Origin of the sequence: Pseudomonas siliginis, assembly GCF_019145195.1 — a bacterium.
GTDB classification, from domain to species: Bacteria; Pseudomonadota; Gammaproteobacteria; order Pseudomonadales; family Pseudomonadaceae; genus Aquipseudomonas; species Aquipseudomonas siliginis.
In genome coordinates this window covers 543,780-565,742 of the sequence record NZ_JAHSTW010000001.1, presented here as the reverse complement: position 1 = coordinate 565,742, position 21,963 = coordinate 543,780, and the positions used below count along the sequence as shown (strand labels likewise).

Below are 21,963 nucleotides of genomic sequence, written 5' to 3'. Positions count from 1 at the left end.
CGGCCGCTTTCGGCCAAAAGCAGACCTTGGTGGAAGGCCTGCTCAGCCATAGTGGCTCGCTCATATAGCCTCACTGTGAGACCCGGAAGCGTCTACGCGATTCGGGCGATTCAATCCTAAGAGAAGGTCTCACAGGATTTCGACCTCGCTCTCCTTAAGCCAGCCAGCAGCAACAACGTTTTGCTTGGCGAGTGCAGGCTGGGGTGTGTATACGACAATCGCCAGGCTCTTTTCAGCCCGACTACATGTCACGTAAAGCAGCCTACGCGTACGTGCTAGTGCGTTGTCCTTGCCGTCACGCTCGTTGTCCCGGTCAGTCTTTGTTGGTTCTTTTACACCCAGCAATTTGTCGTAGCTGAATAAGAAGCCGCCTGCCTCCTCATCGTTGATGACAACCATGACTCGTGGAAACTCCAGCCCCTTCACCCCTTGATGTGTGCCGTAGGCTGAAAGGCCATCCGCATAACTCGCAAAGGCTGCCAGCTCCGAAAATGGACGCTCCAGAAATTGCTGGTAGGCGTAGTTTGTCATCGCGTTCGTATCTTCGGGATCTGGAGCCTCACCAGGGGCTCCTAACACCATTGCCCCAACCAGGTTTTCAGGGACATCAAGCAGTTGGGTTTGCAGCAGAAGCGTTGCGACCTCGCTCAGTGTTGGATCGTTTCTTTCGTAAAGAGAGAGCAGAGCTCGTGTCGCGTTCTCTACGCGCTGCATGTGGGCCGATTGATCTCCTGTTGATTGCATAACATCCTTGCTCAGCAAGGGAGAACGAGAGCGTACGGCTTCAAGCAGGAGGAAGGGATCATTCTTAGCGTTAAGGATGGGAAGAATGCCTTCGCTGAAAACGCGAAGTGCAGGTAGGGTTCCATCCAGCAAGCCTGTTTGAAGGTGCTCAACCGCATGTAAGGGCGTGAACAGTTTCTCGAACCCCATTCGCCGTCCAGCCATCTTATGTTCGAGGATCAAGGTCTTCCGGCCTTCAGGGCCGGTAGCCCATTCTCCGTCGCCGGTGAGTGCAGCCATTGAATGAGCGATTCCTTCCTCAAGATTCGGTGCCTGTTGGCTTTCGCTAATGAAGTACATGCGCACTAAACCTTCAATGGCATCACGCATGGGGGTCTGTTGATGAGTGTCTGCAGTGCTTCGAATCACGTTGATAAGTTCTACAACCCTACGAGGGCAGCGGCGATTAACGACCTTTTCAGGTTTCAGCCAATCATCCGGTATCGCTTTATCAAGGCGCGTTACTCCATGGCCGTAAATCTGTTGCATAGTGTCGCCCAGTAGCCCCAAGCAGAAGCGAGTCTTCGCCAATTGCTGGACTTTCAAAAAAGCCTCCATTACTGGAGCGTGGGTATCCTGACTTTCGTCGATCAATACAACTGGGTAACGGTCTACGAGAACATCCAGCAACGGGCGTTCAGAAACGAATGCCGCAGTTAACTTGATGACTTCATCGTGATTGAGTGCTTGTCGCTCTCTGTTGTCGCCAGTGGGGCTGTAGATGAACTTCGTAATCTCGTCGAGATTCTCAAGTCTGCGTATCTTGCTTTGTAGCTTCCGTCTGTTTGCTCGAGAGGTTTTGTTGTCGCCTCTCGAGCGTGCTAGCTCACCCTCGATCTTTTCGATGTCTTGGGGAAGTTTGATCCTTAGCCACTCTCTGATCTCGTTGTCGAATCCTTGGATTAAGCCCCAAGCGAACGCGTGAATAGTCGAGACTTCCACTAGTGGGTCAAACTCTAACCTCCGAAGAATCTCGTCGCAGGCTGCGTTTGTGTAAGTGATCACCGCAATACGCCGGCCTTCGAACGTCAGGCGTTCTCGCTCGCGACTTTTGAGTTCGCGGATAGCCTCGACGAGTGAATGGGTTTTTCCTGAGCCAGCACCTGCGTAAAGAAAAAAACTCTTTGGGTCTGCCAGATTCAGGCAAGCCTGCATAATGGTGTCGGCATCTGCAGCAGTTGCTTCGCTCATGGCGTCACCTCCGCGCCCTCGGGCGGAATTACCAGCAGCTCTTTTTGTTTGCTTCGCAATTTGGACTCAAGCCAGTTGAGGCCGTCACTGATGTATATAGGGATTTCGAGGTTGGAAAAGTTCTTATCCCCCAACACGAGCAGGACAAACTCTGCCTTCTTTCCTTCGCGTAGTTCGTTGAAAAAACCCTTCCCGACGGCTTCAGATGTTTGCGATTCATTCAAAACTTTGAAGAAAGCCTTCATCAGCCCAGTGCTCCCTGTCTTTTCCGCAAAGTGACGGACGTTGCTAAGTACAAAGCTGTCTTCAAAGGTATTTGGAAGAACTTGTATTGCTTCACCAGTAGCGGGAAGGTGGGTGAGAATAGGAGTTTGATAGGCAACGCGTACCGAGTACAGGTCGTCGATTTGGTGCTCTTTTTTGTTCGCTGGCAGCTCAAGAAGCTCATCCACTGTGCTGCCCAGATGCATCAGCTTCATCCAGCTCCGCAATGTCGGATTGTTCGTAATCTGATCTGCGTTTCTTTGCACCGGTACTGCAGCTTTGTTTAGCCCTGCATCGAGGTCTGTAATAATTAGCGTGAGGATGCCCAGAGCGTCAATTAAAGGCCTTAGCCGGTGCGCGTGGCTGCCACCGATATCGAGGGTTGTGATGTAGCAGCGGTCAAGGAATGGAAACTTATTTCGCAAAAAATGCGGCAGCATCATTCGCTCTGCTGAACCCTCTACCAAGATGACGGCATCGGCGAAGAAGATGTCTGCATGCTGTGCCCGCAGATACCTGGTTACGAACTCCTTCGTCTTTGTTCCCTCGCCGAACACGTTAGAGAGATTAGAAACCGTCGACACCGGTACACCGATGTCATACATCCCAGCTGGGAGTCGCCTGAAATACCTAAGGTTCTGGTACTCCACTTCATGTGTTACATGGCTGGAGTGCGTGCTCACCAAAAGCTGAGTTTTCAGATTTGGGTAGCGTTCAAGCAAAGCGTCTCGACAAAGAACTTGGTAGGCGTGCCGCACGAACACTTGTTGCACTTGAACATGAAGATGGGCTTCAGGCTCTTCGATAAGTACGAGGTGGATGGGCTCGACGCGGTCTATTACTTCCGTGCTGGCGGCCCTGGTTTTTCTCAGCCATTCGTCCCTGAAGCTCATCAGCCGGAAAATCATGGATATCAGGTTTTGATATCCCAACCCGTTAGCGGTCTCTGGCAAGTGAAGAGGAGGTGCTCCAGGGGCACCCTGGATTGAATCCAACTCAAACAGGACGGCCGCTTCATGGTTCATGCCGTCAGTTGTTGCTAAGCGACTTGCGACTTTGATACGTGGGTCATTTCGGCCTGGGTAGCCCAATCCCTCGACCTCTCTAATAGCGGGTTCGAAGCTGCTACCTAGTTTCGTATCGAATGCCGACTGGGCTGCTTCTATCGCCCGCAAAGCTTCGAGATCTGAGATGTCGGGGCTGTCACCTGGATCAAGGTGTCGGGAGTAATAGGATCTGAGCTGTTCCGAGAGTTTTCGAGCGCCACTGGGTCTAGTGCTATCGCTTTGATTGTCGTCCGAATGGTTGCCGAATCCCCGCTGTGCATTAATTTCATGTACTCGAATTAATCCGCTGAGAGGATTACTTTCCAAGGGCAGGGCAGTAGGGCTCAGTTGCTGCATTTGCGCCATTCGAGTCGACTTGTCAGGTTTCTCAAGTTGTTTTGGATCTAGGCGGTACCACCGAATCTTGAATTTATCTCCCAGTCGACGGTTCAAATAATCATGAAGGCTCTGCGGCCATAGTGTCAGCGGGCTACCAGGCGGGTCTTCCTTCCCTAGAGCGTCCTCAAGCTCTGCAACCCTCGCGCGCTCCTTGCGATAGTCCGTGTACAACGTATTCATATCATCTGGTTCAAGCAGAAAACGCATTCCCACAAGCCCCCCGCGCCACTCAAAGCTGGGAATGAGATCGCGGATGAAGTGGAACTCTCCTTGATCTGCCGAGACCCAGATATCCAGACTGGGGAGCCAGTCGGCCCAGTCCTTGGCTGCAGGAACTTCAAAGTCTGCTGGCGGGTTTTCCCACTCCTTCCCAATCTCGTCCAGCTTGGCGAGATGACAAAGAGTCAGATCCTGGAGCCGAAAAGCAGAAGCCTTCGAAACCAAAAATCTCCGTAGTGCCAGCATGGCGGAGGATTTTCCGCTGTTGTTTGCACCTACGAGTAGTGTGGTCTCGTTAGCGAAGTCAATTCGCACAGAAAGCAGCTTTCGGAAGTTCGATATCTCTACGTGCTGGATGCGCATGGGTCGTCCTTGAAAGCCTGAGGAATATCAATTTGCTATCAATGTAGCTAGGTGCCTACAACAATCAAGAGATAAAACGGAGACAGATTCATTTTTGCAGCCCAGAACGACTGATATTGGCCGAAAGCGGACCTGTGGAAACTTGCCCGTATCCAGTTTCAGAGGCTTGCCAACCTACGCTTTAACTCACCGGCCCCGGCTCCACCCACCCACTCAACCAATCCACTTCCAATACCAAAATCAGCGAAAAAATAAATCCGTGCCCATTTTGATTGCCACTTTGATTATTTCCGGAAGGCTCAATCCCTGAAACCTTCTGCGCGGTGGTTTGCTCCTGAGCTTGACCTAATCGACGCCGTTCGTCAGCTGGATCTAAATCTGACGGCGAAATTGTTGAATGTCCTACATATTGTGGTTATTTTCTCACATAGCACAATATGTGGTGGTGGCGAAATGGATCGAGCATACATCCAAGAAGCAGCGCATTGGGTTCACGAAGGCCTTTGGACACACAAGGAAGCTCTGTGGCCTGGCGCACAACCTCCACTATTAAGCATGCTCGATCCCGCAGTTGCGGCTTCACTGTTGGGACTGACGTATCTGGAACTCCCGACCCTTGGTTCCACAAGATTTGCTCCACAAGGTCAGAAATTCCAAGCAGCTGGGATATTTGATCGGCGCTCCGGAAAAATCGCAGTCTCTACCGAATTCCCATTACATGAACGCCGTTTCACAGCTGCTCATGAGATAGGCCATTTCCTGCTTCATGAGCAAGAAATTATTTATAGGGACCGGCCGCTAGGCGGCTATCACTCACTATCGACCAAACCTCTGATTGAGCGCGAAGCGGATTATTTCGCAGCGTGTTTCCTTATGCCCCCTAAGCTTGTGATTGCCCGGTTTGAAAGCCAGTTTGGATGCAAGGGGCAGTTTCATTTTAACGACGTCAGTTGTTTTCACTTGAACGCTAACGATCCAAATTCCCTTCTTTATGCCTCGCAAAATTCACTCGACCGAGAAATAGCTTTGGCTCGCTGTACCAGATTCAACGGCAAGGCAATCAATTCTTTGGCTCAGCAATTCAGAGTATCTGACAGTGCCATGGCGGTTCGAATCAAGGAATTGAATTTGGTGCGCTGGCCATAGAGTAAGAAACCAACCTTGGTAGGAGGGCAAAGGGGAAATTTACTTTGTGAGAAATTGATAAGTGCAGAAACCACGATCAATATCAACGTTAAGGAGAAAGCTTATGGCGCTTAAACCAGGCCCAAAACCAATCGCCAAATCAACCGGTGAAGTTGACAAGCGTCGTCGTGATAATAAAGACACGCAAGGAAACAATCCCGACTTGAAACCTAGCAAATCTTCAAAAAAATAAGTTGTTGCTGGCGAAGCTACTGTGGCGGTAGCTTTTGTCATTGAAAAAGGAGACTGATTTATTTCTCAGAAAAAAGCAGTCCCCAGTCTCAAGAGAAGATAAGTTCCAACCAGAATAGGGGGGGTCTAGGTTTTTGGACGCAATCAGGGTCGTATAACCGGGCCCATGGGTTCGTTTGTTCAGTAATTCGGGCTCATGAAATCGCATCTCACTTTCAAGAGTTTGTCGAATCGAGCACGGTGGGTTTTGTACCCAACGCTAATGCTTGCCTTACTCAACTTTTTCACCTTCGTAGCGGTCAGCCAGTATCTTTAGGGCGATGCGCTCAACGGATGTATTTAGACGGGAAAATATTTTGTGTGTGCTCATGGAAGCTGCGTCCACGTATCGCCAGAAATTTGGCAATACAGCTACTGGCATGCAGTGACCGCAATGGGAGGCATCCAGTTTTCGATTGCGGAGGTCGCTCTCTTCGTTAACACAGGTGACATCACAATCGACTGGAATGCGCCCTAATCATTCATCCAGTTGGACGGCTTACCATCCGCTTAACTCTAGCGTTGAACGTCTATTTCTGGCCGAAAGCTGCGGCTCACGGACGTCCGCTTTTTCGCCGAAAATTGCCGTTTTCACGGGTGAAATTCCGACACGGGACGGATCTGTCCCGCCCAACATGGCGCAATTGCGTCTGATAAACACAAATGTTTAAAAAGACATCTCTAGTCACTCTCTCAAGCTACACATCCTTGCGCCTTTGCCTACAGCTACGCCAGAATCCGCCGGCTTGTGCGCCTTGGGGGCGGGTTCTATTGTGGTCGGGTCGCTGACGAATCAGCGATCGGGTTTGGTAGCCCGGCTTAGACTTGGCGCATTGCGTCACCCGATTCAGTCCTTTTAGGGGCTGTTGCTTTATGGTGGCCATGCGCAGGGCGTCTTCGGGCGCGCCGGTTTTCCAAGTCACCGGTCTACCAACCTTCGTATGGCCACCACCCCCTTCGTTTGGTAGCGAAAAGATGATGGCTCCTTTTCTATGATTTGGAGATTCACTCATGATCAAACCAACCCCCAACCCGCCCGAAACCGATCCCACGTCTCCCTACGAATCCCTCGATTCCAACAAACTCCACGAAGCCGCTGACCGCGCGCTCGATCATTACCTGTCGCCAAACAATCTCCTGCCTCCGCCGCGTAAGGCGCGTGGGATGTATGCGGTGACGGCGGATACCAAGAATGAAGAACTGCTGGCTGATGCGAGTGAAACGCTTGCTTCGGCGAAGACGATTGCTCAGGACATTTCCAGTTTGCTGCCAGCGCCGCAGCGGCGGGCGTTGTTGGGGGTTGCTCAACTGATCATGTTGGGGGAGCTGGCGGTGAATCGGGCGCTAGATAATTTGGAATTGCCGGGTTGATGTGGAGTAGGGCAGGCAGCGATGGCAGATGCACTGTTTGTGCTGCCTGATAATCCGCTTTCGCCAGCAGGCTGGCTCCCACAGGGTTCTGCGTTGGTCACGGATATTGTGTTCGTCGCTGAAACCTGTGGGAGCGGGTCGGTTTATTTTTGGGTGATTATTGAGCCGCTTCAGGACATTCCCGGGTCCATCGCGTCACCGTCATGTCGTTGAACTGCTCACCGATGGTATCGACGCGCAGGCAAGCGCCTTTCTTCGAGTAGTACAAGATGCAGCGCGAGCTATCAAACGAGCAGGTGTCCAGTTCGAAGTAGTTGCGTGCAGCCAGCTCCTTCTCCACGCCACTGTATTCATAACCGTCTGTGGTGTGCATCGGTGTTGGCTTCCATCCTTGTTTGACGAGCTTGGATTTGGCCGCAGCCAAACGCTCACCGACGACGATGCCTGCTGGCTCGTGAATGTCGCTTGGCGTCTGTGAGTCATCGGCAAACGCTGCGCTGATACCCATGCAGTAAAGTGCGAAAAATACGAGGATCGAAGTCTTCATTTGACAGTTCATACGGCGGATTTTAGCTCGACAAAAATTTCGGAATTGGATGTGAGGTTCCGGGGGACGGTGACTCTCGGTGACAGCCCTTCGGGAAAGTCTTGCCTCCCTTGTTGGTTGCTTTCGGCCCTAGCGCCTAGCCATTGAAAATTGAAACTGCCATGAATCCAGCTTAGTAAAACTGCCTTGGATTATTGCCTGCTTTTATTTAGTGGTTCCTGTGATTCTTCTTCCGGTGCAATGAAAGGCTGCCACCAAAAAATCCTTGAGCGACCACGCCCACAGACCCAGAAGCATGCAGATCACCAAAAAAGTGAAATATTGATGAAAGTCCGTACGGGGAACGTGTTGGCTGGTTACTTCAACCAACCCGAGGCTTATCAGGCTGATGGAAAAAAGACTCAGACACTGAAAAGCTAGATAGCACACGTCTCTGACGCTAACCTTGGATGCCCATCTTTTAGCAGCTTCAGAAAATAAAGCCGACCACACCAAATGAAACAGACTTGCGTAGATAAAGCTCAGGCTCAGTCGTTGTGCTACATCAGCGTCGGACCCCAGGAAAATTTGTGAATAGAAATGGTCGAGGAGAACACCTACGGGACGCATGAGGTCGAGAAAAGGAAACAGGGCAACCCCACCTGCAAAATATATGGCTAAAAAAACGATGACTTTCATCTGCACTCCGTTGCTTTATTTACCAGGGTGATTTGCTGTCAGATCGGTGGCTTGCGTCCTATGGATCAACCTCGACATTGGTATCGTCCGACTATTTTTTTCAGCTAGCTGAGTCAACAGCATAGTCATCCTGACCACTTCCGGTAATTCAGTCGCGGGACATCAGAGGGCCAGACGGAACAGGGGCGCGTTTGCGGCGAGCGGGGTTGCTTTGGGATGTGAGGGTGACCATTTCTTTAGGGGTATGTGGACAGGAAAGAAGACGGATCTATTTAGGACTGACAGTCTGAATAGGCCTACAAGCTGATGGGTGGCGGTTTTGGATGGCAGGTCGGGTATTTTTTTCAAACAAAGGAATCAACATGCACGGTGAAGTGGGGTTTTGCGAGTGGCGTTCTTGGGAGAATCGTGGAGAGGTGCCGGGAAAGGATTCGCCGGGGGTATATTTCATCGCTTGTAGCGATACAAAGCCCGACAGTTATCGAGCGCATCATGAAGCGATCATCTACATAGGAGAGACGTCGCAGCGCACCCTCGGCCGTCGCCTTTGGGAGTTTAATACCTCCGCTTTCAACGGGAAGCCCGGTCACTCAGGTGGGCACACTTTTAAACGGAATATGCCGGACGCAACGCCCGGCCATCTTTGGGTATCAGCCTGCCCAGTGGCTCTCGGGGAGCCGTACACGACGGCATATATCAAATACCTGGAACGTCGTCTCCTCTGGGAGTATGTGAACACGTGGGGATGCTTGCCTCCATGCAATAGCATGTGAAGTCTTGGTAGACGGTTCAGGTAGCGACGGTATCGCGTCCTCACATGCCAGGTTTGCAACTAGTAACGAGATGAAGCCGTGCTAATCGCTGCGCATCGAAATCGATAGACGGCTCTGTTCCGCGCTGCTGTCCGAAACGAGTCATAGGGCAGGACGATAAGGAAGGGCAACCGATAAACACCAACGTTTAAAAAGACATCTCCAGTCACGCTACCAGGCTACATATCCTTGCGCCTTTGCCTACAGCTACGCCAGAATCCGCCGGCTTGTGCGCCTAGGGGGCGGGTTCTATTGTGGTCGCGTCGCTGACGAATCAGCGATCGGGTTTCGCAGCCCGGGTCAATCAAGGCGCACAGCGCTCCAGTTCGTTGTCATTTTTGGCAGTGATGCTTTATGGCGGCTGTGCGCGGGATACCTTCGGGTATGCCGGGTTCCTTGATTCCCGGTCTGCGAACCTGCGTACAGCTGCCACCTCTCTTCGTTTCGCAGCGAAACGTGGCGGCTCCAATAATCAAGGAGCTTCACCATGATCAAACCCACACCCAACCCGCCCGAAACCGACCCCACGTCTCCCTACGAATCCCTCGATTCCAACAAACTCCACGAAGCCGCTGACCGCGCGCTCGATCATTACCTGTCGCCAAACAATCTCCTGCCTCCGCCGCGTAAGGCGCGGGGGATGTATGCGGTGACGGCGGATACCAAGAATGAAGAACTGCTGGCGGATGCGAGTGAAACGCTTGCTTCGGCGAAGACGATTGCTCAGGACATTTCCAGTCTGTTGCCGGCACCGCAGCGTCGGGCGTTGTTGGGGGTTGCTCAACTGATCATGCTGGGGGAGCTGGCGGTGAATCGGGTGATGGATAATTTGGAGGCGGCGGTGTGATGTGATGTGCGGGGCGCCAGCGGGTTGATTTGTTGTTTGGGCTGGCGCTTTCGCGAGCAGGCTCGCTCCCACAGGGGATTTGTGTTGGTTGTGAAAGGCGAGGTGGAAAGATCGTCCGATCGCGGCCCGAGCCTTCGGCAGCTACTGGGGGCGGGTTAGCAGGGTTTCTAGTTTTGCCAACGGCGGCGCATCCTGGTTGCGATCAAATACTTGGATTCCAACCTTGAGCAACCGTCCATTCTCTGCGCTGGCGATCACCTGTTCACAGCGCAACATAAGTCGCCCTTGATCACATTCAACAGCCTTCATCCCATTCGGTAATCGCCCCTCCAGGCGCAGCTCAGCCATCCGGCTCTGCGCGGCAATCATCGCCACCGACCGATCCCTTAAAACCCCACTGCTCTGCGTCATCAACCCCGCCACACGCACGGCGGCGGACATGGCGACGGCGATGATCGCCAGTGCCACCAGCACTTCGATCAGGGTGAATCCTTCCTCTCGCGTTCGCGCGCGCATACATGGCCCAAAAGCAAAACCCAGCCCTCGACGCTAACCCCCGTCCTTGACGGCTTGACGACGGAAACACCCGAGGATTTTCAACATCCCTGACATATCTTCTTGCAACACTGCGCGTCGAATTCGGATCAAGCCAGGGAATGTCGAGATGGATATCGCACCTTTGAACACGCTCAGTCAGTCGCCGCGCATGCCGCGTGGGCAGCAGGGTTTTACCTTGATCGAGATCATGGTGGTGGTGGTGATTCTGGGGATTCTGGCGGCGATGGTGGTGCCCAAGGTGCTCGACCGGCCGGATCAGGCGCGGGCGACGGCGGCGAAGCAGGATATTGGTGGGTTGATGCAGGCGTTGAAGTTGTATCGCCTCGATCACGGCGCGTATCCGAGCATGAATCAGGGGCTGAAGGTGTTGGTCGAGCGGCCGGCGGATGCGAAGAACAGCAACTGGCGTTCGTACCTGGAGCGTTTGCCGAATGACCCGTGGGGCCGGCCTTATCAGTACCTCAACCCGGGCGCGAATGGTGAGGTCGATATCTTTTCCCTCGGCGCCGATGGCCAGCCTGACGGCGATGGCGTGAATGCCGATATCGGTTCCTGGCAGTTGTAAGGCCGGCCGTGAACACAGGTTCGCTCAACGGGGCGAAGCAACGGGGCATGGCGATTATCAGCGCGTTGTTGATTGCCGCCGTGGTGGCGGTGATTGCGGCGGGGATGTTGACGCGCCAGAGCGTGGCGACCCGGGCGCTGGAGGCCGATCAGCAGCGGGTGCAGGGGCGTTGGCTGGCGCAGGGTGGTCTGGAGATCAGCCGGCAGTTGCTCTGGGATGCGCGCCTGCGTGATCCGTTGACCCGGCGCGATCAGCCTTGGGCGCAGCCGTTGCTGGCGGCGGGTTTTGCCGGACGGCTGGAGGACGAGCAGGGCAAGTTCAACCTGCGCAATCTGGTCGCCAATGAGCGCATCGATGAGGCGCAAGTGCAGGCGTTCGAGCGCTTGTGTGAACTGATCGGTGTGAGTGGCGTTGTCGGCCAGCGCATCCGCCAGCGAGTGATTGCCGGGTATCCGCATCTGCTGAATGCGCAGATTGGTGCGACTGGCAAAGCCGGTTTCGACAGTGGCCGGGCGACTTCGCCCGATGCCGATCACAAACCGCAACCGCCGAAGGTGCCGATGCTGCGCACGCTGGATGATTTGCGCAGCGTCGAAGGCGTGACGGATGCGCTGATCGGCCAACTGGCGCCGTACGTGACGGTGATTCCGGCGACGACGTGGATCAACGGCAACACCGCCACGGCGCAGGTGCTGGCGGCGTATGTGCCGGGGCTTTCGCTGGAGCGGGCGACGGCGTTGATTGCCGAGCGTGACGCCGGGCGCTGGTTTATCAATCGCGGCGATTTTGTCAATCGCTTGCGCATGCCGCAGTTGGAAATGAGCAGCGTCAAGGTCGGTATCACCAGTGACTGGTTTCGTTTGCGCGGTGAGGCGCGGCGCGATCAGCGTCGGGTCAGCCTCGATGCTTTGCTGCACCGCAGCGAAGATCGCCTGCCGCAGGTGATCTGGTCGCGGGTGGGCGCATGAGTCAGTTGCGCGTCGGGTTGCCGCCATTGGCGGAGCTGGAGTTGCACAGCGAAGTGAGCTGCGCCTGGCTGGATCGTCAGGGGCAGGTCAGTCGTGAGGAACGGCTCACTTTGAGTCAGCTGGGGCAACGGCCGAAGCAACCACCGCTGCTGTGTTTTCTGCATCCGGCCGACAGCCTGCTCGCCAGCATTGATCTACCGCCGCTGCCCGCGAACAAAACGGCGGCAGCTGTTCAGTGTGCGGCGCAGGCGCTGATGCTTGGTGACAGCAGCCAGATGCATATCGGCCACAGCTCTCGCGATGCGAGCGGTCAGGTGCAGATTGCCTGGGTGGCGCGGCAGCACTTGCAGCGTCTGGCTGCGGTACTCAAGCAGGCGGGGTTGACGCTGCGCGGTTTGTATCCGGCGCCGTACAGCCTGCCAGTGCTGCCGGGGGTTGTCGCTTGTGTGGCGGACGGACATTTGCTCCGTCGCGAGAGTTTGAACAGCGCGCAGGTTGAGCCGTTGCTCGGTGACGAAGTTGATGAGGCATCGTTTGAAGCCGGATCAGCACAACGCTGGATCGGCCCCTTGCCCGGTTGGGGTTTGCACGGAGGTCTGCAGCAAACCGGCGGCGAGCAACGTGGCTGGGGGCGCGCTTTCGGGTGTGTGGCTTTGGCGGTGGCGGTCTGGGTGATTGGCCTGAATCTGTACGCAGCCCGCGAAGCGCGGCAGGGCCAGCAGCTCAAGGCGCAGATGAGTCAGCGGGTGAAGCAGGCGTTCCCGGAATTGCCGGTGATTCTCAACCCGCTGCAACAGGCGCGTCAGCAACTCGAGCAGCGGCAAAAAGGCGCTGTCGATGACCCGGCGCAGAACTTCAATCGGCTGGTGTTGCAGGCCGGCACCGGCATGCCGTTCATGGCTGGCAGTGTCGAGCGTCTGACCTATCGCGACGGCGTCTTGCAGTTGGCGCTGCTCAGCGATGCAAACCGTGGCGGCAACGACAAGGACTGGCAAAGCACGTTGGCCCAGGCCGGCATCAGCGTCACTGCCGATGACGAAGGCTGGACGCTGCGGCCGAGCGATGAATCCAGCGCAAACACCAACGAAGACGACGACAGCGGAGCAGACGATGAGTAGGGCGACGCTGGCGATTTACCGTGCGCGCTGGCAGCGCTTGCGCAGCCAGTTGCAGGCGCGTTGGCAGCCGTTGGCGCTTCGTGAGAAACGCATGGTCGGCGGCATGGCGCTGGTGCTTGTCGGTCTGCTGATCTGGCTGACGCTGGTCAAGCCGCCGTTGGCCAAGATCACTTTTTGGCAGAACGAAACGCCCAAGTTGCGCGCACAAACCGAGGCGCTGGAAGTGCTGTTGCGCAGTGTCAACGTGCGGCCGCAAGGGCAAAGCGTTGACCAGTCGCTGGAGCAAAGTCTGCAAGCGGCGGGGCTCGCTGGGCACTACCAATTACAAGCGGCGGAGGGCAGCGCGTGGCAGTTGAATGTCGACGCCGCGCCCGCCGATGCGCTGCTCGACTGGTTGCTCAGCCAGCCATCACAACTTTCTCTGCAGGTGGTCGAGGCGCAGTTGCAACGCGCAAACGAAACCTCGACCGATGTCACCGCCGGCACATTGTCAGGCACCGTTCGCATGGATCAGGCGCAGGGCGCTAAGGAAGCTTCATGAAGGAGTCACGCTGCAAACCGGCACGTCTGGCGCTGCCGTTGTTGCTGATGGCATTGAGCGCGTGCAACAGCACCACGGCGCCGCAGAATCAGCCGCCGCTATTGGTCGACAGCGAACTCGGGCGGCCGCTGGCCAACACCCAGCGCAGCGGCGATGCGGTGGCCGATCGCGAACGGGCGCAGGCTCGGGCGCGACCGGTGCCCAAGCAGTTACACAACATCAGTCAGCGTGGGCGCAGTGCTGGTGTTGCGCCGAGCAATGCGACCCCGCGCAATCCGTTGGGCGAGCAACCGGTGACGCTGAATTTTGTCGAGGCGGACATTCAGGCGGTGGTGCGGGCGCTGTCGCGGGCCACCGGGCAACAGTTTCTCGTCGATCCACGGGTCAAGGGCAATCTGACGTTGGTCTCGGAAGGTCAGGTGCCGGCCCGTCAGGCCTACGACATGCTGCTCGCGGCGTTGCGCATGCAAGGCTTCAGCGTGGTCGATGTCGGCGGCGTGGCGCAGGTGGTTCCCGAGGCCGACGCGAAACTGCTCGGCGGGCCGATCTACAGCGCTGACAAACCGGCCGGCAACGGCATGCTCACGCGCACGTTTCGCCTGCAATACGAAAACGCGGTGAACCTGATCCCGGTGCTGCGCCCGATTGTCTCGCCGAACAATCCGATCAATGCCTACCCCGGCAATAACACCGTGGTCATCACCGATTACGCCGAGAACCTTACCCGCGTCGCGCAGTTGATCGACAGCATCGACACGCCGAGCGCGATCGACACCGATGTGGTGCAGATCCAGAACGGCATCGCCGCTGATATCGCGCCGATGGTCGCCGACTTGCTCGACGCGCCGGGCAATGATCCGACGCAGAAAATCGCCGTGATTGGCGACCCACGTTCCAATACCATCATCATCCGTGCCGGCAGCCCCGAGCGCACCGAGCTGGCGCGCAACCTGATCTACAAACTGGACAACGCGCAGAGCAATCCGAGCAATCTGCACGTGGTTTATCTGCGCAACGCCCAAGCGGCGAAACTGGCGCAAGCCTTGCGCGGTTTGCTCACCGGCGAGAGTGACAGCGGCAGCAGCGACGCGGCGCGGTCGGTACTCAGCGCGATGGGCAGCAGCACCGGCGGCAATGCCGGGCAGAACGGCCAGAGCAGCACGCCGAGCACTGGCACTTCTACGACGACTGGCAGCGGCGCAAGCGGCGGCAGCTATGCGCAGGGTAGTGGTGGCGGCAGCAGCAGTGGCGGTACGCAGAGCAGCGAACAGAACGTTGCGTTCAGCGCCGGCGGGGTGACGATTCAGGCTGACGCCACCACCAACACGCTGCTGATTTCCGCGCCGGAGCCGCTTTATCGCAATCTGCGTGAGGTCATCGATTTGCTCGACCAGCGCCGTGCGCAAGTGGTGATCGAGAGCCTGATTGTCGAGGTCGGCGAGGACGATGCCAGTGAATTCGGTGTGCAGTGGCAGACCGGTGATCTCGGCGGCAAAGGCGTGATCGGTGGCGCTAATCTGGGTGGTGCGGGTCTCAACACGGGGGCCAAGAACAGCATCGACGTACTGCCGCAGGGTTTGAACCTTGGCTACGTCAACGGCACGGTCGACATCCCCGGCATCGGCAAGATTCTCGACCTGAAAGTGCTGGCCCGGGCGTTGAAGAGCAAGGGCGGCACCAACGTGCTGTCGACGCCGAACCTGCTGACCCTGGACAACGAAGCGGCGAGCATTTTTGTCGGCCAGACCATCCCGTTTGTCAGTGGTAGCTACGTCACTGGCGGCGGGGGCACCAGCAACAACCCGTTCCAGACCGTCACCCGCGAAGAGGTCGGCCTCAAGCTCAACGTGCGCCCGCAGATTTCCGAGGGCGGCACGGTGAAGCTGGATATCTATCAGGAGGTCAGCAGCATCGATGAGCGCGCTTCAAACAGCGTGACCGCCGCCGGCATCGTTACCAACAAGCGCGCGATTGATACCAGCATTCTGCTCGACGATGGGCAGATCATGGTCCTCGGCGGATTGCTTCAGGATGGTTACAGCCAGAGCAATGATGCCGTGCCGTGGCTGGGCAGCCTACCGGGCATCGGCGCGCTGTTTCGCAACGAACGCCGGGCGATCACCAAGACCAACCTGATGGTGTTCCTGCGCCCGTACATCATTCGCGACAGCGAAGCGGGGCGCAGCATCACCCTCAACCGCTACGACTTCATGCGCCGCGCCCAGGGCGGCTTGCAACCGGAACGCAGCTGGGCGATGCCCGACATGCAGGCGCCGCAATTGCCGAGCGCTGCGCAAGGCGTGCCAGCGCCGGGGCCGACATCAGGCCCACGCGCCACGATCAAAGCCGTACCGATTGAAGGGAGCACCCGGTTTTGACTGAGAGGATGACTGTGGCGAGGGGATTTATCCCCGCTCGGCTGCGAAGCAGTCGTAAACCGGGCACATGCGATTTGCCTGGAGAAACTGGTTCTCAAGGTTTGGGTCTGCTGCGCAGCCCAACGGGGATAAATCCCCTCGCCACAGGGGATCGCATTGCTAAAGAGGATCGCATTGCCACAGGGCATCCCATTGCCACGGTGCCGATCAAAGGGAGCACTCGGTTTTGAATGAGATGATGACTGTGGTGAGGGGATTTATCCCCGCTCGGCTGCGCAGCAGTCGTAAACCGGGCACACGCGATTTGCCTGGAGAAACTGGTTCTCAGGTTTTGGGTCTGCTTCGCAGCCCAGCGGGGATAAATCCCCTCGCCACAAGGGATCGCATTGCCACAAGGGATCTTGTTGCCACAGGGGATCTCATTGCCACGGTACCGATTGAAGGGAGCACCCGGTTTTGACTGAGATGATGACGGTGGCGAGGGGATTTATCCCCGCTCGGCTGCGCAGCAGTCGTAAAACCGGTACACGGGATTTGCCTGTAGAAACCGGTTCTCAGGTTTTGGGTCTGCTTCGCAGCCCAGCGGGGATAAATCCCCTCGCCACAGGGGATCGCATTGCCACAGAGGATCGCATTGCTACAGAAGATCCCATGCCACGGTACCGATTGAAGGGGAGCACCCGGTTTTGACTGGAATGATGATTGTGGCGAGGGGATTCATCCCCGCTCGGCTGCGCAGCAGTCGTAAAACCGGTACACGGGATTTGCCTGGAGAAACTGGTTCTCGAGTTTTGGGTCTGCTTCGCAGCCCAGCGGGGATGAATCCCCTCGCCACAAGGGATCGCATTGCCTCAGAGGATCTCATTGCCACTGAGGATCCCATTGCCACGGTACCGATTGAAGGGAGCACCCGGTTTTGACTGGAATGATGATTGTGGCGAGGGGATTCATCCCCGCTCGGCTGCGCAGCAGTCGTAAAACCGGTACACGCGATTTGCCTGTAGAAACCGGTTCTCAGGTTTTGGGTCTGCTTCGCAGCCCAACGGGGATAAATCCCCTCGCCACAGGGGATCGCATTGCTACAGAGGATCGCATTGGCACTGAGGATCCCATTGCCACGGCACCGATTGAAGGGAGCACCCGGTTTTGACTGAGATGATGATTGTGGCGAGGGGATTCATCCCCGCTCGGCTGCGCAGCAGTCGTAAAACCGGTACACGCGATTTGCCTGGAGAAACCGGTGCTCAAGGTTTGGGGCTGCTTCGCAGCCCAACGGTGATAAATCCCCTCGCCACAGGGGATCGCATTGCCACAGAGGATCGCATTGCTACAGAAGATCCCATGCCACGGTACCGATTGAAGGGAGCACCCGGTTTTGACTGAGATGATGACTGTGGTGAGGGGATTTATCCCCGCTCGGCTGCGCAGCAGTCGTAAACCGGGCTCACGCGATTTGCTTGGAGAAACCGGTGCTCAAGGTTTGGGGCTGCTTCGCAGCCCAACGGGGATAAATCCCCTCGCCACAGAGGTTCTCATTACCACTGAGGATCCCATTGCCACAGAAGATCCCATTGCCACAGGGGTTCCCATTGCCACGGTGGATTGTGGGGAGGGTGGGCGATGAGTGTATTGCCGTACGCATGGGCCAAGGCGCAGCGCATTCTTTTGCGCGATGGCGTGTTGACGGTGTGCCCGTCAACGCCGGGCTGGTCGATCAGCGAAGTGCGTCGGCAGTTCGGTGCGACGCAGGTCGAGCGGGTGCGCGATGACGAGCTCGACGGTTTGCTCGCCAGCGCTTACGCCGACACCGGCAGTGCGGCGGCGGTGGTGGGGGCTGCGGAAAACGAGGTCGATCTCGATCGGCTGATGCAGGACATGCCGGAAATCACCGACCTGCTCGACACGCAGGACGGCGCGCCGGTGATTCGCATGATCAACGCCTTGCTCACTCAGGCCGCGCGCGATGAGGCCAGCGACATTCACATCGAGCCGTTCGAAACCCATTCGGTGGTGCGCTACCGCGTCGACGGCACCCTGCGCGATGTGGTCTCGCCGCGCAAGGCGTTGCACGGTGCGCTGGTGTCGCGGATCAAGATCATGGCTCAGCTCGATATCGCCGAAAAACGCCTGCCCCAGGATGGTCGTATCGCCTTGCGCGTAGCGGGGCGGCCGATCGATATTCGTGTATCGACGGTGCCCACTGGTCACGGCGAACGGGTGGTGATGCGCCTGCTCGACAAACAGGCCGGGCGCCTGCATCTGGAAACCTTGGGCATGGATGCGCAGGTGCTGGCCAAACTCGATCACCTGATTCGCCAGCCCCACGGCATCGTCCTGGTCACCGGGCCGACCGGCAGCGGCAAAACCACCAGCCTCTACGCGGCGCTGGCGCGGCTGGATGCGAGCACCAGCAACATCCTCACCGTGGAAGATCCGGTGGAATACGACCTGCCGGGGATCAGCCAGATTCAGGTCAACGCCAAGATCGACATGACCTTTGCCCTTGCGCTGCGGGCGATTCTGCGGCAGGACCCGGACATCATCATGATCGGCGAGATCCGCGATCTCGAGACCGCGCAAATCGCCGTGCAGGCCTCGCTCACCGGGCATTTGGTGCTGGCTACGCTGCACACCAACGACGCGGTGTCGGCGGTCAATCGCCTGATCGACATGGGCGTTGAGCCGTTCTTGCTCGCGTCATCCATGCTCGGCGTCCTCGCGCAACGTCTGGTGCGGCGCCTGTGCAATCAGTGCAAACAGGAAGATCCGGCCACGCCCGGCACCTGGCGCCCGGTCGGTTGCGCGGCGTGCAATCACACCGGTTACAGCGGCCGCACCGGCATCCACGAATTGTTCTGCATCGACGACGACATCCGCACGCTGATCCACCAAGGGGCAGGGGAGCAGGCCTTGCGCGCGGCGGCGTCGAAAGCGGGGATGTTCAGCCTGCGTGAGGACGGTGAGCGCTGGATTCGCAGCGGTGCCACCGCGCCGGAAGAAATCCTTCGTGTGACACGGGACGCCTGATGAATCGCTATCGCTTTGAAGCGGCGGATGCCACCGGGAAAATCGAGTCCGGGCACCTTGAGGCGGACAGCCAGAGCGCGGCGTTCAGTGCCTTGCGCGGACGTGGCCTGACAGCGTTGTCGGTGCACGAGGAAAGCAACGTCGCCCGACACGGCGGCGGTTTGTTCAGCGCCAGACTCTCCGACAACGACCTCGCCTGGGCCACGCGGCAACTGGCGAGCCTGCTCGGTGCCAGTCTGCCATTGGAAGCAGCACTGAGCGCGACGGTCGAGCAGGCCGAGAAAAAGCACATCGCCCAGACCCTCAGCGCCGTGCGCGCCGATGTGCGCAGCGGCATGCGTCTGGCGGAATCGCTGGCGTCGCGGCCACGGGATTTTCCCGAGATTTACCGCGCGCTGATTGCCGCTGGCGAAGAGTCCGGCGATCTGGCGCAGGTGATGGAACGGCTGGCCGATTACATCGAGGAACGCAACAACCTGCGCGGCAAGATTCTTACCGCGTTCATCTATCCGGGCGTGGTCGGGTTGGTGTCGATCGGCATTGTGATTTTCCTGCTCAGCTACGTGGTGCCGCAGGTGGTCAGCGCGTTCTCTCAAGCGCGGCAGGATTTGCCGGGGTTGACCCTGGCGATGCTCACGGCCAGTGATTTCATTCGCGCGTGGGGCTGGTTGTGTGCGGCACTAATGGCCGGGGCGTTCTGGAGTTGGCGGCTGTATTTGCGCAATCCGGCGGCGCGCTTGAGCTGGCATCACCGGGTGCTGAAGTTGCCGCTGTTCGGGCGTTTCATTCTCGGCCTGAACACCGCGCGCTTCGCGTCCACGCTGGCAATTCTCGGCGGCGCCGGCGTGCCGTTATTGCGTGCATTGGAAGCGGCGCGGCAGACCTTGTCCAACGACCGCTTGAGCCTGAGCGTCAGCGAGGCCACGGCAAAGGTGCGCGAGGGGGTCAACCTCGCCGCCGCGCTGCGCGTGGAGAATGTGTTCCCACCGGTGCTGATTCACCTGATCGCCAGCGGCGAGAAAACCGGCTCGCTGCCACCGATGCTCGAGCGCGCGGCACAGACGCTTTCCCGGGACATTGAACGACGGGCGATGGGCATGACCGCCTTGCTCGAGCCGCTGATGATTGTGGTGATGGGCGGGGTGGTTCTGGTGATTGTGATGGCGGTGTTGTTGCCGATTATTGAGATCAATCAGTTGGTGCAGTAGCCCAGTCTGATGTTGTCTGGTCGGGCCTCATCGCTGGCAAGCCAGCTCCCACAGGTTTTTGTGTTGTACCCCAGATTGCATTAACAACACTGCACCCCTGTGGGAGCTGGCTTGCCAGCGATTGGGCCATTCCAGCCAACAAATTTCCCAAATAACTTTCACCGGTCTGCCTACCACCGAGCCCCAATCCGCCCATCCTCGGGTTCTCCATTCTGTCATCTGCAACCACCCGCCAACGGCTCCAGCCCGATTCAGCCAAACCCCCGATCCAGACGCGCCGCAACCCACCGCAAACACCCGAGAAATCCGCACCAAAATCCCCCCGCAGCTCCCGAGGTTTTTTCCTTTATCTGTCACCGGAAGCTGCGAATTTCTCCCTGCGGCTCCACTGCGGTGGACCCTCCCGGTGTCATGCAAGCCTTCCGAAACCTGTGTTCCAAACCAAGTTGAAAAGGAGATTCTTCATGTTCAAGCGCACTCTGATCGCCGCCTCACTGACCGTCGCCGCTCTGGCTTCCGCCCAGGCCATGGCCGTAACCGGTGGTGGCGCCTCGCTGCCTGCCGCGCTGTACAAAGGTTCTGCCAACAGCATCCTGCCTGCCAACTTCAGCTACGCCGTGACCGGTAGCGGCGTCGGCAAAAGCGCTTTCCTGACCAACAACGCTGCCCAGTTCAGCACCACCGGCACCGTGCACTTCGCCGCTAGCGACTCGATCCTCAGCGCTTCGGAACTCAGCACCTACACCACCAACTTCGGTGCTTCGTACGGCCCGTTGATCCAGCTGCCATCGGTGGCCACTTCGGTTGCCATTCCGTACAAAAAATCCGGTCAGACCGCGCTTAACCTGACCAGCGCTCAACTGTGTGATGCGCTGTCGGGCACCGCCACCACTTGGGGCGCTCTGCTGGGTAACGCCGACAGCACGCCGATCCGTGTGGTTTACCGCAGCGTGTCCAGTGGCACCACTGAAATCCTCAGTCGCCACCTGAACGCCGTTTGCCCAGGCAAATTCGCCGTCAACTCCACCTTCACCAACGCTCGTCTGCCGGCCGGTTCCGCGCTGCCATCGACTTGGGTCGGCGTAGCCAACACCGCTGATGTGGCCACTGCGGTGAACGCCGTGGACGGTTCGATCGGCTATGTGGGGCCGGACGGCGTGAACGCCACCAGCAACGCTGTGGTTGCCCGCGTCAATGGCGTCCAGCCAACCAACGCTAACGTGACGCTGGCGCTGAGCACTGCACCGGTGCCAAGCGCACCTGCCAACCCGGCTGGCTGGGCCCCGGTCGTGCCTAACCCGGCAAGCGGTTACCCGATTGTGGCTTACACCAACTTCATCTTCGGCCAGTGCTACAAAGATGCAGCCGTGGCCACCGCCGTGCGCAACTTCCTGACCACCCACTACAGCAACCCGGGCAACAACGTCGCCACCGTCGCCCACAGCTTCACGCCGGTTCCCAACAACTGGAAAACCGCTGTGACCGCCAACTTCATCACCAACACCTCGGGCAATAACCTGGACATCAACAACGCCAACGCCTGCAACGGCATTGGTCGTCCTTTGTAAGCCTTGTCTCAACTGCAATGAAACGGCAGCAGCCTTCGGGCTGCTGTTTTTTTTTGCCGATTTACTCCTCGAACATGAAGTTTGTGTGACATCCGT

General features: G+C 57.5%; 17 protein-coding genes. 12 read left to right on the top strand and 5 right to left on the bottom strand.

The annotated features are described in order from the left end of the window. Nucleotides 1-129 precede the first annotated feature (129 nt). Nucleotides 130-1,974: a UvrD-helicase domain-containing protein gene (locus KVG87_RS02375; protein ID WP_217849010.1), complete on the bottom strand. Its 1,845-nt coding sequence runs from the start codon at nucleotides 1,972-1,974 to the stop codon at nucleotides 130-132. Further along, nucleotides 1,971-4,265, bottom strand: a complete 2,295-nt coding sequence (locus KVG87_RS02370; RefSeq protein WP_217849008.1) for an AAA family ATPase — start codon at nucleotides 4,263-4,265, stop codon at nucleotides 1,971-1,973. Before KVG87_RS02370 ends, KVG87_RS02375 begins: the two co-directional genes overlap by 4 nt. Before the next feature lie 453 nt (nucleotides 4,266-4,718). Between KVG87_RS02370 and KVG87_RS02365 the strand changes: the two genes are divergently transcribed. The 3 genes from KVG87_RS02365 to KVG87_RS02360 all read left to right on the top strand — a co-directional run bounded on the left by KVG87_RS02365 (nucleotide 4,719) and on the right by KVG87_RS02360 (nucleotide 7,052). After that, nucleotides 4,719-5,411 (top strand): ImmA/IrrE family metallo-endopeptidase, encoded by a 693-nt coding sequence (locus tag KVG87_RS02365; RefSeq protein ID WP_217849006.1) that lies wholly within the window; start codon nucleotides 4,719-4,721, stop codon nucleotides 5,409-5,411. A gap of 103 nt (nucleotides 5,412-5,514) precedes the next feature. Continuing rightward, the gene (locus KVG87_RS25995) at nucleotides 5,515-5,643 is read left to right on the top strand and encodes a hypothetical protein (protein WP_256214295.1); all 129 of its coding nucleotides are present in this window, start codon (nucleotides 5,515-5,517) and stop codon (nucleotides 5,641-5,643) included. 1,049 nt (nucleotides 5,644-6,692) lie between these two features. Continuing rightward, nucleotides 6,693-7,052, top strand: a complete 360-nt coding sequence (locus KVG87_RS02360; RefSeq protein ID WP_065616219.1) for a DUF6124 family protein — start codon at nucleotides 6,693-6,695, stop codon at nucleotides 7,050-7,052. Nucleotides 7,053-7,209: 157 nt separating this feature from the next. Here the strand turns inward: KVG87_RS02360 and KVG87_RS02355 are convergent, their stop codons facing one another. Both KVG87_RS02355 and KVG87_RS02350 read right to left on the bottom strand, forming a co-directional pair. Beyond that, entirely contained in the window at nucleotides 7,210-7,599 is a 390-nt protein-coding gene (locus tag KVG87_RS02355) for a hypothetical protein (RefSeq protein ID WP_217849004.1), read from the bottom strand. A 204-nt stretch (nucleotides 7,600-7,803) separates the two neighbouring features. Further along, nucleotides 7,804-8,277, bottom strand: coding sequence for a hypothetical protein (locus tag KVG87_RS02350; protein WP_217849002.1), 474 nt, complete (start codon nucleotides 8,275-8,277; stop codon nucleotides 7,804-7,806). A 1,299-nt stretch (nucleotides 8,278-9,576) separates the two neighbouring features. Here KVG87_RS02350 and KVG87_RS02345 point away from each other — a divergent pair. Beyond that, on the top strand, nucleotides 9,577-9,936 hold the full coding sequence (locus KVG87_RS02345) for a DUF6124 family protein (protein WP_217849000.1): 360 nt from the start codon (nucleotides 9,577-9,579) through the stop codon (nucleotides 9,934-9,936). Nucleotides 9,937-10,077: 141 nt separating this feature from the next. Here KVG87_RS02345 and gspI read toward each other — a convergent pair whose 3' ends face one another. Continuing rightward, nucleotides 10,078-10,452 (bottom strand): type II secretion system minor pseudopilin GspI, encoded by a 375-nt coding sequence (gene gspI, locus KVG87_RS02340; RefSeq protein ID WP_217848997.1) that lies wholly within the window; start codon nucleotides 10,450-10,452, stop codon nucleotides 10,078-10,080. A gap of 148 nt (nucleotides 10,453-10,600) precedes the next feature. Between gspI and gspG the strand changes: the two genes are divergently transcribed. From gspG to KVG87_RS02300, 8 genes are all read left to right on the top strand, one after another. Next, nucleotides 10,601-11,059 (top strand): type II secretion system major pseudopilin GspG, encoded by a 459-nt coding sequence (gene gspG / locus KVG87_RS02335; protein WP_130927746.1) that lies wholly within the window; start codon nucleotides 10,601-10,603, stop codon nucleotides 11,057-11,059. Between the two features lie 47 nt (nucleotides 11,060-11,106). Beyond that, entirely contained in the window at nucleotides 11,107-12,027 is a 921-nt protein-coding gene (gene gspK / locus KVG87_RS02330; protein ID WP_217848995.1) for a type II secretion system minor pseudopilin GspK, read from the top strand. After that, entirely contained in the window at nucleotides 12,024-13,145 is a 1,122-nt protein-coding gene (gene gspL / locus KVG87_RS02325; protein WP_217848993.1) for a type II secretion system protein GspL, read from the top strand. Before gspK ends, gspL begins: the two co-directional genes overlap by 4 nt. Further along, on the top strand, nucleotides 13,138-13,686 hold the full coding sequence (gspM, locus tag KVG87_RS02320; protein ID WP_217848991.1) for a type II secretion system protein GspM: 549 nt from the start codon (nucleotides 13,138-13,140) through the stop codon (nucleotides 13,684-13,686). Before gspL ends, gspM begins: the two co-directional genes overlap by 8 nt. Then, on the top strand, nucleotides 13,683-16,064 hold the full coding sequence (gspD, locus tag KVG87_RS02315) for a type II secretion system secretin GspD (protein WP_217848989.1): 2,382 nt from the start codon (nucleotides 13,683-13,685) through the stop codon (nucleotides 16,062-16,064). The genes gspM and gspD overlap by 4 nt, the downstream gene beginning before the upstream one ends. Nucleotides 16,065-17,684: 1,620 nt before the next feature. Continuing rightward, complete coding sequence (gspE, locus tag KVG87_RS02310; RefSeq protein WP_150635113.1) at nucleotides 17,685-19,091, top strand: type II secretion system ATPase GspE; 1,407 nt, start codon at nucleotides 17,685-17,687, stop codon at nucleotides 19,089-19,091. Then, on the top strand, nucleotides 19,091-20,299 hold the full coding sequence (gspF, locus tag KVG87_RS02305) for a type II secretion system inner membrane protein GspF (protein WP_217848986.1): 1,209 nt from the start codon (nucleotides 19,091-19,093) through the stop codon (nucleotides 20,297-20,299). The genes gspE and gspF overlap by 1 nt, the downstream gene beginning before the upstream one ends. A 464-nt stretch (nucleotides 20,300-20,763) precedes the next feature. Beyond that, on the top strand, nucleotides 20,764-21,867 hold the full coding sequence (locus tag KVG87_RS02300; protein ID WP_095180160.1) for a substrate-binding domain-containing protein: 1,104 nt from the start codon (nucleotides 20,764-20,766) through the stop codon (nucleotides 21,865-21,867). Nucleotides 21,868-21,963: the final 96 nt, after the last annotated feature.

Bases quoted from the DNA above. Each gene is read 5' to 3' on its own strand.
- KVG87_RS02375 (WP_217849010.1), bottom strand. From the start codon at position 1,974: ATGAGCGAAGCAACTGCTGCAGATGCCGACACCATTATGCAGGCTTGC.
- KVG87_RS02370 (WP_217849008.1), bottom strand. From the start codon at position 4,265: ATGCGCATCCAGCACGTAGAGATATCGAACTTCCGAAAGCTGCTTTCT.
- KVG87_RS02365 (WP_217849006.1), top strand. From the start codon at position 4,719: ATGGATCGAGCATACATCCAAGAAGCAGCGCATTGGGTTCACGAAGGC.
- KVG87_RS25995 (WP_256214295.1), top strand. From the start codon at position 5,515: ATGGCGCTTAAACCAGGCCCAAAACCAATCGCCAAATCAACCGGTGAA.
- KVG87_RS02360 (WP_065616219.1), top strand. From the start codon at position 6,693: ATGATCAAACCAACCCCCAACCCGCCCGAAACCGATCCCACGTCTCCC.
- KVG87_RS02355 (WP_217849004.1), bottom strand. From the start codon at position 7,599: ATGAAGACTTCGATCCTCGTATTTTTCGCACTTTACTGCATGGGTATC.
- KVG87_RS02350 (WP_217849002.1), bottom strand. From the start codon at position 8,277: ATGAAAGTCATCGTTTTTTTAGCCATATATTTTGCAGGTGGGGTTGCC.
- KVG87_RS02345 (WP_217849000.1), top strand. From the start codon at position 9,577: ATGATCAAACCCACACCCAACCCGCCCGAAACCGACCCCACGTCTCCC.
- gspI (WP_217848997.1), bottom strand. From the start codon at position 10,452: ATGCGCGCGCGAACGCGAGAGGAAGGATTCACCCTGATCGAAGTGCTG.
- gspG (WP_130927746.1), top strand. From the start codon at position 10,601: ATGGATATCGCACCTTTGAACACGCTCAGTCAGTCGCCGCGCATGCCG.
- gspK (WP_217848995.1), top strand. From the start codon at position 11,107: ATGGCGATTATCAGCGCGTTGTTGATTGCCGCCGTGGTGGCGGTGATT.
- gspL (WP_217848993.1), top strand. From the start codon at position 12,024: ATGAGTCAGTTGCGCGTCGGGTTGCCGCCATTGGCGGAGCTGGAGTTG.
- gspM (WP_217848991.1), top strand. From the start codon at position 13,138: ATGAGTAGGGCGACGCTGGCGATTTACCGTGCGCGCTGGCAGCGCTTG.
- gspD (WP_217848989.1), top strand. From the start codon at position 13,683: ATGAAGGAGTCACGCTGCAAACCGGCACGTCTGGCGCTGCCGTTGTTG.
- gspE (WP_150635113.1), top strand. From the start codon at position 17,685: ATGAGTGTATTGCCGTACGCATGGGCCAAGGCGCAGCGCATTCTTTTG.
- gspF (WP_217848986.1), top strand. From the start codon at position 19,091: ATGAATCGCTATCGCTTTGAAGCGGCGGATGCCACCGGGAAAATCGAG.
- KVG87_RS02300 (WP_095180160.1), top strand. From the start codon at position 20,764: ATGTTCAAGCGCACTCTGATCGCCGCCTCACTGACCGTCGCCGCTCTG.